Raw genomic sequence first — 11896 nt, forward strand, 5'->3', positions numbered from 1 at the left:
CCGTGTTTAAATGGGCCCCTGCTTCAGGCCGCCGGGCCCCCATGGAAATCGTCTACTTCACCGTCGTCGCCATCGGGCTGTACTTCCTCGCCGACTGGATCCTGGATCGCCTCGAGCGCGCCCGCGGCGCCCGGTTCGAGAATCGGAGCCTCGTTTATTTCGCCATCATCCTGCCCCTAGCCGTGTTCACCTTCTGGCTCATCAACACCCTCTCCGGCCCGTGAGCGGGCGATGGCGCGGCCTGGAGGTCACCGCCAGCAGCACCACCAGGATGAACAGCAGCCCGCCGGCGACGGCGACGAGCCCGCCCAACCCCATGAGGCCCATGCCCGCCGTGCGGCCGAAGCCTTCCAGCACCTCGGCGCTTCCCGCCATCTTCCGCTGCACCCCGTAGCCTCCGGACCAGAGCAGCCCCAGGATGTGGAGGAGCTGGCCCCCGCCGTAGAGGTAGCACTGCCAGGTGGCGAGCACCGGCCTGGGCGCGGCGAAGCCCAGCCGCGGCAGCAGATGGTAGGTGATCCCCATGAACGCCAGGGTCACCCCCACGATGCAGCCGTGGTAATGGGCCGGGATCTTGACGTTGCTGCCCTCGATGGCGAGACCGATCGCGCCCCCCGTTCCGAAGAGGACCAGGGAGACGAGGAGGGCCGCCCGCAGCGGGCGCTCTTCGGCGCCCGCGGGAGGCGCGCTCCCCAGGGCGAGCGCCATGGCCAGGGCGAAGGGCAGGATCGCCAGCCCGCCGCCGAATCCCATGAGCCAGGTGTGCCAGCGGTGATATTCCACCGACGTGATGTCGTGGGCGAGATGGATCAGGGGCGTGCCGAACACCGAGACCAGGCCGACCCCGAACAGGAGCAGGACCACACGGGGCGTGAGGGGTACCCGGGCGCCCGCGGCGCCGGCGAGCCACAACCACGCGACAAACATCAGAAGCGTGTAGGTGAACTGGAGCACGTGCCCGCCGCTCCAGAACAGGAGCTCGTAATAGGCCTTGCCCTCGAGCCCGGCCGGGACGAGAAAGTATGACCAGGCGAAGGCGAGCAGGGCCACCGCCGCCGACACCACCGAGGCATTCAAGCCGAAACGCAGGGCCGCGGCGCCGTCGGGACGCTTTCCCACCGGCGGCACGGCAGCCATGCTGCGCACGGTGAGCAGCGCGAAGCCGAGGCCGAACACCGAAAGCCCGGCGAGGAACAGGGGGCCGTCCAGCACCGGAACGTAGTTGCTCATCACCGCGGGCTCGCGGGCGAGGAACGGGGCTGCCGACATGAAGAGCGTTCCGGCGACGGCGAAGACGAAAGCGACCCAGCCCAGGGGCAGCCACCGGGGCGTGCTGTTCAGGGTCCAGAACACGCCGGCGAAGGCGATGAACCACACCAGCACCGAGAGGTCCACGTGGACCACCAGGGCCACGTGGAAAAAGTCCACCAGAGGGAAGACGTCCTTCACGTAGGGAGCCCGCGAGAGCACCAGCAGCACCGAGAAGAGCCCCGAGAGGATGAGCGACACGAGCCCGAGCCCGAGCCAGACCATCGCCAGGATGCGCCGCGCCCCCGTGGGAATCGGGAGCGCGTATCGCCCTCCCGCGGCACGCACCGAAGATGGCAGCCGGCGAACCGCGGCCTGAGCCAGCGCTCTCATGGGAGCAAAGCCCCGTCTCTCCGGTGGTCGAGCCCCCGCTCCGCGGCCCTGGGCGGCGCCCGAAGGGCCGCGACATGGGCACGGAAGCGCTCGAGCTCGTCCGCCAGCCGGTGGAAGTCCCGGGGGCCGGCCCAGAACACCCGCAACCGCTCGGCGGGAACGTTGCGGCGCAGATGGGGTTCCCGCTGTCCGCGGAGCCGCTCCTCGGTCCACCGGTTGCCCAGCCGGAAGGCGCAGTCCCCCTCGCGGCAGCCGGTCACCAGCACGCCGTCGGCGCCGCCCCGCAGGGCGTATTCGATGAAGGACGGGGGCAGCATCCCGGTACACAGCAGGCGGAAGGCAGCAATGCCAGGCCCGCGCAGCCGCTCCACATCGGTGCCCCAATCGCAGCCGAAGACCACGATCTTGGGCCGCCCTTCCAGGGCCGCCACCGCGCGCTCGAGCCGCGCCCGCAACGCCCCGATGGGAAGCTGGGGCATGTCGATGCCGGTCACGAGGGGGGCGGCGCTGCGAAACGGTGTGGAGGAGGGGCACGCTCCGGCGCAGATGCCGCACCCGGCGCACAGCTCCGGCAGCACCACCGCCTCCCGCGGCGCCCGGCGCCCGTCGCTGCGGGGCCGCAGCACCACTGCGGCGTACGGGCAATCCTCGTGGCAGCGCCCGCAGCCGTTGCAGTTGGCGAGGCTCACCTGGGCCACCGGCGAGCGCGGGGGATGGGGCAGCAGGGGCAGCAACAGGAGGAGCAGCGCGATCGCGCCGCCGAGGATCCAAACCCCGGCCGGCGACCAGGCGTAAACGGCCGGGAAAGGAAAGAGGTAGAACCAGTCGAACCTAAGCTCCGCGGGAACGATGGCCAGATCCGCCGGCGCGTGGCTCGTGACCGGCTTGAGGAGGGCAAGGGCGATCAGCGCAGCGAGGGTGCCCAGGGCCAGCGGCCGGGGGGGATGCACGACCGGGCGGCTGATGCGCTGGACGTGGATCCAGGCGAGGAGCAGCAGGGCGAGGGGCAGCCCCAGGTGGAGGAACATGGCCAGGGTGAAGAAACGGTCGGTCACGTCGCCGGGGGTGAGGAAGTTGCGCGCCAGGGGCTCCGAGAAGAGCGGCAGCACGTCCAGCCACTCGGCGGTGGCCAGGGCCGCGAACTGCGCGAGCCGGTCCCACACCAGCCAGAAGCCGATCACGCCGGAGGCCAGGGCGAGGGGGAGCAGTGGCACTCCCGTCACCCAGGAAAACCAGCGGAAGCCGTGATAGCGTCCGGCGATCCATTCCTTCGCCAGATGCAGCAGCATCGCGATCATGAAGGCGTCGGACCCATAGCGGTGGAGGCTGCGGGCCACTCCGCCCAGGTACCACCGCTCCCGGGTCAAACGCTCCACCGAGCGATAGGCGCGCTCCACTCCGCTTTCGCTGGACGCGTAGAGATAGACGCCGGAGACCACCACTACCCAGAAGAAGAAAAAGGCGAGTGCCCCCAGGTGGCGCCAGGGGTTATGGGCGGGGGTGAAGGCGCGGTCGAACAGGGCCTCGAGGGTCTGCAGCCCGGCGAGCAGGGCCAGGCGCAGGCTCGAGCCGGAACGAGCCTCATGGCGGAGCGGGCTTTCGTCCACCATTTCAGCGCGGGCTTGAACGGGAGTGGAACAGGAACCCGCCCTGCTCCGCCTGGAAATCGATCACCAGCGCGTCCCCGGGCTCGAGGGTCATCGTGGCCTCGGCCACGTGGCTAAAGCCCTCGGTGCGCCGGTCGTTCAGCCGCGCGACGAAGCGGTGAGGGCCGGCCGCCACCGGTTGCCGCCAGTAGACAATGGAGGCGAGATCCTTGGCCAGGCCCGAAGGCGGCGCCGTGGTGCGCAGCAGGAGCTCGCCGTCCATCTCCAGCTCCACCGTGACGGGCACCCGCTCCCGCGGGCAGACCAAGGGGGCCCGCATGTTGGGCGGGAGCTTCGCCAGCTCCTCCGGCGTGCGCTCGCGGCATTCCTCCCTGCGCTCGCCGGCATGACGGATGGACAGGCGCACCAGAGCTTGATCCGGCTCCAGGTGGCGATACGGCGGGTCGGTGGAGAAGTAACCGACCACGGCCATGAAGGGCACGTAGAGCAGCCCCTGGGCCGCGTAGCGCAAGAGGTTCACGCGGCGCCTCCCAGCTTGACCAGCTCGGCCCCTTCGCCCCGCAGGTGGGCGCTGGTGCGGAACGCGTCGGAGAAGCAGTCGTCGGGGTGCAGCCCCCGGGCGATGAACGCCGGGTGCGCCGCCTCCACCATGGCCACCGAACCGCAGGCGTAGATCTGGTGGCCGGCCAGGTTGGGAAAGTCCTCCAGGATCGCCTCGTGCACGAGCCCGGTGCGGCCCTGCCACTGGTCTTCGGGTTCGGGGGCCGAGAGCACGGGCACGAACTTGAAGTTGGGGTGCTCCCGCTCCCAGCGCTCCGGCAACTCTTTCATGTACATGTCCTGCAGGCGCCGGGTGCCCCAGTACAGGATCATCTTCCGCTTGAGCCCCACGTGGAAAGCGTGCTCCAGCATCGCCTTCACCGGCGCGAAGCCGGTGGCGCCGGCGACGAAGATGATGGGCTTGTCCGAGTCCTCCCGCAGGAAAAAGGCGCCCAGGGGCCCCTCGAAGCGCACCACCTCTCCCTCCCTCATCTCGGTGAACACGTGGGTGGTGTACTTGCCGCCGGGGATCCAGCGGATGTGCAGCTCGATCAGGTTTTCCGCTTCGTGGGGCGCGGTGGCGAAAGAGAAGGAGCGCTTCTCCCCGTCCGGCAGCAGGATGTTGATGTACTGCCCCGGGTAGTACCGGATTCTCTCCCCTCCTTCCAGCTTGAGGAACACCTGCATCACGTCCTCGGCGAGCCGCCGCAGCTTGTGCACCCGGGCGGTGTAGACCCGGGGCGCGATCCCGCCCGGCACCTCCACCGGCTGGTACTCGATCTCCAGGTCGGAGAGCGGCGTGGCGCAGCAGAACAGGGCCTTCCCTAGGCGCCGCTCCTCCTCGGTCAACGCCGACGGCTGATAGGCGCCGTGATCCACCGCGCCGTACAGGATCGTGCCTTTGCACTGCCCGCAGCCGCCGCTGCGGCAGTCGAAGGGCACCGGCATCCCTTCCCGCAGCGCCGCGTCCAGCAGGCTCTCCCCCTCCCGCACCGGGATGATGCGGTTGTCGGGATGCACCATGACGTGATAGCCCTCCTTGGGCCCGCGGCCCCGCTTGGGGGGCAGCCACGGCAGCAGCAGGAACAGCAGGGTGGCGCCGCCGACGAGCAGCCACACCTCCCCCGGCGACCAGCGGTAGATCAAGGGGTAGACGGCCAGGTAGAACCAGTCGAGGTCGATCTCGGTGATGGCGGTGGCAAGGTTGGCCGGCGCCTGGCTCTCGACCGGCTTCACCAGGGAAAGGGCCACCAGCGCCACCACCAGGGTGACGGCGATGGGCCGTGGCGGGTTGGTCTTGGCCCGAGGCACCCGCTGCACGTGCACCCACAGCAGGAACAGCACTGCGAGGGGAAGGCCGATGTGGATGAAGGAGAGCAGGCTGAACAGCCGGTCGTTGACTCCCTCGGGAAAGATGAAGTTTCGGATCAGGCTGCCCCTGAAGATGGGTAGCCAGTCGAACCACTCGGCGGTGGCGGTCACCACGAACTGGGCGAGCCGGTCCCAGGGCAGCATGTAGCCGTTCACCCCGGAGGCGTAGACCAGCCACAGGACGATCACGCCGCTCACCCAGGAAAACCAGCGGAAGCTGCGGTAGCGGTCGAAAAGGAAATGCCGCAGCATGTGCAGCAGCATGGTGAGCACCATGGCGTCGGAGGCGTAGCGGTGGATCGAGCGCATGATGCCGCCCAGGTACCACTGCTCCTCGCTCAGGGACTGGACCGAAAGGTAGGCCTCGCTCACGCCGGTCTGGAAGAAGGCGTAGACGTAAAGGCCGCTCGCCACCACCACCCAGAACATGAAGTAGCTGATGGCCCCGAGGTAATAGAGCGGGTTCAAGCGGTCGCCGAAGGCGGCGTTGAACACCCGCTCCGCCTGGAGGAACGCCCACTGACCGGCGCGCTGCACGTATCTCAACATGCTGGAAAGCTTACCCGCGGGGGGCCGCGGAGCGTTTGATGTGGGTCAAGCCTGCGGCGGCCGGGAGCCGCGGCCCCGGCGCCGCTCGTGCACGATGAACCCGATGGTGAGCGCAGTAGCGAACAGGGCGCCGAAGAGCTCGTAGAAGATCTGGTAGTTCAAGCGGTAGGTGCCGGACGCCGGATCGTAGATCGTGCACAGGAGCCGCACCCGCTCCACCAGCTCGGAGAGGGTCGCCGGCGCCCGCGGCCCGTCGGTGAGGAGGTGCCTGAGGGGCTCGACGAGCTGGGGAATGTCGAACGCGTCCCCGTACACCTGGGCGTAGATGCGGCCGTCCTGGTCCACCACCGTCGCCTGGAGCAGGTGATCGAAGCCCTTGGGCGTCTGCACGTAGCGGAAACCGAAGTCCCGGGTCAGGGCCTCAAGGGTCTCCGCGTCGGGGCTCAGGAACTCCCAGTTGGGAAGATCCACCCCCTGCTGCCGGGCGAAGGCGGCCATGGCCGCCGGCGTGTCGAAGGGCAAGTTGAAGCCGATGGTGACCACCGCGAAGCTATCCTGGCCCAGGCTCTCCTGGGCCACCCGCACGGCCTTGACGAGGAACCGGGTGGTGGCCGGACAGACCTGGTAGCAACCCGTGTACACGAAGCTCACCAGCAGGGGCTTGCCCCGGTAGGAGGAGAGGGTCACCCGCCGGCCCTGCCGGTCGGTGAAGGCGTAATCGCCGACGGGCCGGCCGATGGCCGCCTGGCTCGCCCGCAGCGCCTCCTGGGGGTCGAGGCCGGGCGTCCCGCCCGTCTCCGCCGCGCCGTCTCCGCCGCTCGCCACCAGCGCGGCGAAGACGATCGCGAGGATAAGCCGGGCCGCGGATCGCCCCATGGCCCTTACCCTGCCACGGCCCCGTCGAGCAGCGCCGCGCCGAGGAGCAGACCCAGTTGCAGGAGGGAGGCGTGGAAGTTGGCCATGGCCGTCGCCCGGCTGGGGGAGCGGGCGAGGGCCGCGCTTTTCGCCAGGAACCAGGCGCCTCCCGCGGCGGCGCCGGCCAGATAGACCCACCCCAGACCGAAGAACGCCGGCAGCAGGGACACCGCCACCAGGGCCATGGCGCTGCGGAAAATGATCTGGGCGCAGCGGGCGTCCCCCACCACGCAGGGCAGCATGGGTACCCCCACCGCCTCATAGTCGCTGCGGTAGGCGATCGCCAGGCTCCAGAAGTGGGGCGGCGTCCACAGGAACAGCACCGTCGCCAGCAGGAAGGGCGCCGCGGGCAGCTCCCCCGGCGCCGCCGCGGCGGAGCCCGCCAGCACCGCGAAGCTTCCGGCCAGCCCGCCGATCACGATGTTGAGCCAGGTGCGGCGCTTGAGCCACACGGTGTACACCACGGCGTAGAAGAACGCGCCTAGGAAGACGTAGAGCGCGGCGTAGGCATTGAGGGCCAGGGCCGCGGCGCCCACGGCGGCGATCGCCATGGCGGCGATGAGGACGAGCCACGCCGGCCCGTGCTGGAGCCGCCCAGTGACGAAGGGGCGGCGCCGCGTGCGTCCCATGCGCGCGTCCATGTCCCGCTCCACGAACTGGTTGAACGCGCCGGCGCTGGCGGAAGCCATCACCACCGCCAGGGCCAGCACCGCCACCTGCCACCCGGCGAGGGGCGGTCCCGGCGTCACCGCCAGGCCGGCCAGGGCCGTGAGCCCGATCGGTAGCCCGATGCGCAGCTTGAAGAGATCGAAGAACAGTCTCGCCCCGTCACGCATGGCCATTCCCGTCCGTCAGCTCAGCGGCCACACCGAGGACAGGTACCTCCAGTTGACGAAGTAGTACAGCACGAACGACACCAGCAGCACCATCGCCAGGACGAAGGTGCCGGGGGCCGCCATATGGCCCGCGCTTCCATGGCCGGTCAGCGACACGGCCACCGGTTGCGGCGCCGGGGCAGCGCCCTCCCGGGCGCTCACGCGCTTGAAGTCCGGGGTCTCGATGCGCTTGCCGAAGAACACCGACCACACGGTCACCAGGATGTAAATGGCCCCACCCACGACGGCGAGGATCCCGGCGAGGGCCATGAGGCCCACCATCAGGTAGGCAGTCCCGGGCCACTCGTGGGGCAGCAGGTTGCCCGCCATGGTCATATCCCAGTGGCGCCGGGGCACCCCCAGGGTCCCGGCGCCCATCATGAACAGGGAGAACACGCTCATGCCGATGCCGAAAACGTAGGGCTGCCACTGGGCCAGCTTGGGAAAAGCCAGCTCGCGCCGGAAAAGTACCGGGATCAGGAAATAGGTGAGGGCCATGAACGCGAGCGTGGTGCCCACCACCACCGTGGCGTGGAAGTGGCCCGGCACGTAGAAGGTGTTGTGCATGAGCAAGTTTAATTGCTCAGTACCCAGGACAACGCCAGAAATACCGCCGAGGAAGCCGAATCCCACCAGGGAGATGAACATCCCGGAGAAGACTGGGTTGCCCCACGGCGCCTTTCTCAGCCATTCGAACAGCCCCTTGGTGTAGCCCTTCTCCCGCTGCGCCAGCTCGATGGCCCCGGGCACGGTGAAGCCGTGGACCATGGAGGCCAGCACCGCCAGGTAGAACGCGTAGCTGGTGTTGAAGATCTTCCAGTTGGACGTGAGGCCCGGATCAGCCAGCAGGTGGTGGGCGGAGGCGAGCTGCAGGAACAGGATGTAGAGCAGAAACGCCCCGCGGGAGACTTTTTCGTTCATGGGCCGGGCGCCAAACACGATGGCGGCGATGGCGTACCACACGGCCACGTGGGCGGAGACGTTGATCTGCTGGGACGAGTGCCCGAACGCCCACCACACCGTGCGGTACATGAGGGAGTCGATGTAGCCCACCAGCCCCACCGACCACAGGAAGGTTGGGATCAGGATGATGGCGCCGCTGGCGATGGTGAAAATGGCGATGATGCACGCGGTCAACGCGCCGAAAGTCACGAGCGGCACCGAGCCCACGTAGGTCTTCTCCGCCTTGGCCACCGCCAGGGTGCCGAGAAACACGAAGCAGCCGATCAGCGCCCCCACCGCGAACAGGATCAGGCCCAGGTAGAAGGTAGGGTGGGCTCCCATGGGGGCATAGGAGGTGAACATGACGCTGGAATCTCCGCGCCATACCGCGTAGTTGTTTAGCAGCGCGCCAGCCACCATGAGCCAGAATCCGAGCCACGCCATGTGGGGGGTGGCAAGGCGGCACCTGAGCAGGGTGGAGGCAGCGAAATAGAGGACCGCTATCTCGAAGAAGATGATCCAGAAGACCAGCATGTTGAGGCCGTGGGCGGTGAGCGCCTGGTAGAAGGCGTCCGCCGGCAGCAGGTGCACTGCGGGCCAGCGTGTGAGCACCACCAGGAGCCCCAGGATCCCGCCCACCAGCAGCGACACCACCGCGGCCACCGCGTTCCACCGGATCAGGGCCTCCGCCGGCTGATGGAACTGCAGCCCTGTGCTCGGGCAGGTTCGAAACATCCGGTTGATCGCCATGGCCTCCCCCTTACTTGACCACGTACAGCTTGCTGGTCATGGTGTGATGGTTGATCCCGCAGTATTCGTTGCACACGATGGAGTAGGTGCCTTCCTTGGTGGGCGTCACCGTCAACACGTGCTCGTAGCCGGGATGGACCTGGATGTTGATGTTCTCGGGCTGCAGGGAAAAGCCGTGCAGCCAGTCCATGGACATGAGGTGCAGCCGGTAGCTCTTGCCCGCCTCCAACTCCACCAGGGGCCACCACTGCCACAGGCGGGCGATCAGATAGACGTCGCTGCCCGCAGGCGGGTGCACCACGGGAATTTTCTGGTCGGTCTCGGTGCGCACCGTGTACTTGTCCACCATCTCCTGGGTCTTCCGGCTGAAGAGCTCGGGGGTGGAGCGGTACGCTTCGTTGGACAGGTTCTGTTTTCCGTACACATGCCAGTAGGGCATCATGAAGAACATGATGAGACCCCAGATCAGGGCGAGCACGATCCAGGTGATCTCGACCTTGTCGACCGGATCCTTCCACCAGACGCGGTTCTTCGGTGGGTCGATGGCAGTGGGCATGGCGTAAACTCCCCTTCTGTCGGTTCCGTGTACCGGCAGCGCTCGCCGCTTGCCTACTTGGCGACCGGGATGCTCAGGATCTCCATCACGCCCCACACCACGTAAAGCACCATGGGCGAGGCGATTCCCAGGAACAGCAGGGCGAACGGGTTGTCCAAAAGCTGCTGCATGAAGGGGATGGGCTCGTCGCTGAGCTCTTCCGGGTCCTGGATTTTGGATGGTTCGGCCATTTTTCTTCCTCCGTGCTGGAAGCCATCAACCTTCGCGCCGCTCCTGCTCCGAGCGGCCGCACAAGCGATCGGCGACGGCCAGAGCCCGCAGCAAACCGGGGGACGAGTACCAGCCGCCGCCAACCCATTTGTCATTGACCGGGCTGCACAGCCGCGCCCCGTCAGAAAGGGCGGCGCCGAAACCGCTCAGGGCGAGGATCGCAGCCGCCACAGCCACCGTCGTCCATGGGGTCTTGCGCCATCGCGCTCCAGCCATGGGCTCCTCCTGTCGCTTTCAGGCCTTGATGATCCGCAGCGGAGAGGGAGGGCTCCTTGATACGCATCAAGAAATTTCCACCTCGCGGGGCGAAGGAGGGCGTCCAGAGGTAAGCTGCGTAGCGAAACCCCGTCCCCATCGTGGAGTCCATGGATCCCCCCGATCCGCCCTCGCCCCTCCTGGCGCGCCTCGCCCTGGCCGCTAGCGCGGTCATGCTGTTCGTGGTGGTATCGAGCGCCTACCTGCGGCTCGCCGCCGCGGGTCTCGGCTGCGAGCCCTGGCCCGAGTGCTACGGCGCGCCGTCGATGCCCGGCGCCCACCCGAGGGGCGGCGCCTCCTCGCCGCTCCAGTTTCTGGCGCGACTGGGCCACCGCCTCGCCGCGAGCGCCATGCTGCTCCTCGTCTTCGCGATTCTGGTGGCGAGCCTGCGGCAGCCGCGCCGCCATGGCGACGTGGTACTGGCCTTGGCTATGGCGGCGCTCACCGCCTTTCTCGCCTTGCTGGGGATCTCTTCTTCCACCGGTATGGCGCCGACGGTGGCCCTCGGCAACCTGCTGGGCGGCCTCGCGCTGCTAGCCTGCGCCTGGATGCTGCGGGCGCGCCAGGCGCATCCGCCGCGGCTCGGCGTCTCCGACCCCAGGCACGCGCCGAGCCTGCGATTCGCCGCGGTTGCCGCGGTGGTGCTGATCGCGGTCCAGATCGGGCTCGGGGGCCTCCTCAGCGTCAAGCTGGCCGCAGCCGCCTGCCCCACCCTGCCCGGGTGCGAAGGGGACTTTTCCCCCAGCGAGGGGCTGGCCGCCTTCGACCCGTTCGCCTCCTCCCCCGCCCCCCTTCCCCGCGACCAGGGCGCCGCCCTCCATCTGGCCCATCGCCTCGGGGCCCTCCTGACCCTCGGCTGGCTCGGTGCCGTGGCCCTCGGCGCCCGAGCCTATCCGGGACTGCGCCTCCCGGCGGCCGCAGCCGCCCTGCTGGCCCTGCTCCAGGCCGCGCTCGGCGCGGCGATGGTGAAGCTCGCCTTTCCCCTGCCCCTCGCCCTGGTCCACAACGCCCTGGCCGCGGCTCTGCTCCTCGTCGCCGTGGAGCTCGCGGTGCGCGCCGCCCGGCGCGGGCGTGCTGCACCGCTCGCTTGATTCACATCAAGGCGCGCCCGCTACCCGGGTCTCCACAATGCCTCCCATCCTCGACCGCTACGCTGCTCGTTTGCCGACCCCCATGACTGCGGATACCTTCACCGAGTGGTTCTCCACCGACCATCGGGCCTGCGATCAACTGTTCGCCGAGGGAGAGGCGGCCATGCTCCTGGGGGATTGGAACCGCTGCCGCCAGGCGATGCGCCGCTTCAGCGAAGCCATGGAAAGGCACTTCCGGCTGGAGGAGACGATCCTGTTTCCTGCCTACGAAAGCGCCACCGGTGCGCCCGGCGGACCGACCGCGGTCATGCGGCACGAGCACGCCCAGATGCGTCCCCTCATCGCCGCCCTCGCCGGGGCGGCGGCGGATGCCGACCCCAGGGCTTTCCGCGATGCCTTCGAGACTCTGCTCCTCTTCATGCAACAACATAATCTCAAGGAGGAGCAGGTGTTGTACCCCCTGTGCGACCGGGTCCTCGCCGGCCAGCGGGCCCAGCTCCTGGAAGCGCTAGCGCAGGAGATCGGGACATAAGG

The 11896-nt window shown here is 68.6% G+C and carries 13 protein-coding genes; 3 read left to right on the plus strand and 10 right to left on the minus strand.

Going from position 1 to position 11896, the window contains the following annotated elements; translation table 11 throughout:
• Window positions 1-41 precede the first annotated feature (41 nt).
• A complete protein-coding gene (locus ACUVYZ_RS10280; protein WP_439934376.1) occupies window positions 42-224 on the plus strand; it encodes a hypothetical protein in 183 nt (60 codons plus the stop codon).
• Here the strand turns inward: ACUVYZ_RS10280 and ACUVYZ_RS10285 are convergent.
• The 10 genes from ACUVYZ_RS10285 to ACUVYZ_RS10330 are packed head-to-tail and all read right to left on the minus strand — an operon-like array spanning window position 202 to window position 10232.
• Window positions 202-1641 (minus strand): cbb3-type cytochrome c oxidase subunit I, encoded by a 1440-nt coding sequence (locus ACUVYZ_RS10285; RefSeq protein ID WP_439934375.1) that lies wholly within the window; start codon window positions 1639-1641, stop codon window positions 202-204. The two genes, ACUVYZ_RS10280 and ACUVYZ_RS10285, sit on opposite strands and share 23 nt — an antisense overlap.
• Complete coding sequence (locus ACUVYZ_RS10290; RefSeq protein WP_439934374.1) at window positions 1638-3251, minus strand: hydrogenase iron-sulfur subunit; 1614 nt, start codon at window positions 3249-3251, stop codon at window positions 1638-1640. The genes ACUVYZ_RS10285 and ACUVYZ_RS10290 overlap by 4 nt, the downstream gene beginning before the upstream one ends.
• Window position 3252: 1 nt before the next feature.
• A complete protein-coding gene (locus ACUVYZ_RS10295) occupies window positions 3253-3768 on the minus strand; it encodes a hypothetical protein (protein WP_439934373.1) in 516 nt (171 codons plus the stop codon).
• A complete protein-coding gene (locus ACUVYZ_RS10300) occupies window positions 3765-5708 on the minus strand; it encodes a cytochrome b N-terminal domain-containing protein (RefSeq protein WP_439934372.1) in 1944 nt (647 codons plus the stop codon). The genes ACUVYZ_RS10295 and ACUVYZ_RS10300 overlap by 4 nt, the downstream gene beginning before the upstream one ends.
• Before the next feature lie 45 nt (window positions 5709-5753).
• Window positions 5754-6584, minus strand: a complete 831-nt coding sequence (locus tag ACUVYZ_RS10305; protein WP_439934371.1) for an SCO family protein — start codon at window positions 6582-6584, stop codon at window positions 5754-5756.
• A gap of 5 nt (window positions 6585-6589) precedes the next feature.
• Window positions 6590-7465 carry a heme o synthase gene (gene cyoE / locus ACUVYZ_RS10310; RefSeq protein WP_446033060.1) on the minus strand — a complete coding sequence of 292 codons (876 nt, stop codon included), beginning with the start codon at window positions 7463-7465 and terminating at the stop codon, window positions 6590-6592.
• 9 nt (window positions 7466-7474) lie between these two features.
• Window positions 7475-9190, minus strand: a complete 1716-nt coding sequence (locus tag ACUVYZ_RS10315; RefSeq protein WP_439934369.1) for a cbb3-type cytochrome c oxidase subunit I — start codon at window positions 9188-9190, stop codon at window positions 7475-7477.
• A gap of 10 nt (window positions 9191-9200) precedes the next feature.
• Window positions 9201-9746, minus strand: a complete 546-nt coding sequence (locus ACUVYZ_RS10320; RefSeq protein ID WP_439934368.1) for a cytochrome C oxidase subunit II — start codon at window positions 9744-9746, stop codon at window positions 9201-9203.
• A 53-nt stretch (window positions 9747-9799) separates the two neighbouring features.
• Complete coding sequence (locus tag ACUVYZ_RS10325; protein WP_439934367.1) at window positions 9800-9976, minus strand: hypothetical protein; 177 nt, start codon at window positions 9974-9976, stop codon at window positions 9800-9802.
• 25 nt (window positions 9977-10001) lie between these two features.
• Window positions 10002-10232: a hypothetical protein gene (locus ACUVYZ_RS10330; protein WP_439934366.1), complete on the minus strand. Its 231-nt coding sequence runs from the start codon at window positions 10230-10232 to the stop codon at window positions 10002-10004.
• Between the two features lie 149 nt (window positions 10233-10381).
• On the opposite strand from ACUVYZ_RS10330, the gene ACUVYZ_RS10335 reads away from it, so the two are divergent.
• The gene (locus ACUVYZ_RS10335) at window positions 10382-11362 is read left to right on the plus strand and encodes a COX15/CtaA family protein (RefSeq protein ID WP_439934365.1); all 981 of its coding nucleotides are present in this window, start codon (window positions 10382-10384) and stop codon (window positions 11360-11362) included.
• Between the two features lie 82 nt (window positions 11363-11444).
• Entirely contained in the window at window positions 11445-11894 is a 450-nt protein-coding gene (locus tag ACUVYZ_RS10340; RefSeq protein ID WP_439934364.1) for a hemerythrin domain-containing protein, read from the plus strand.
• Window positions 11895-11896: the final 2 nt, after the last annotated feature.

It is taken from the genome of Pelomicrobium sp. P1 (assembly GCF_052805615.1).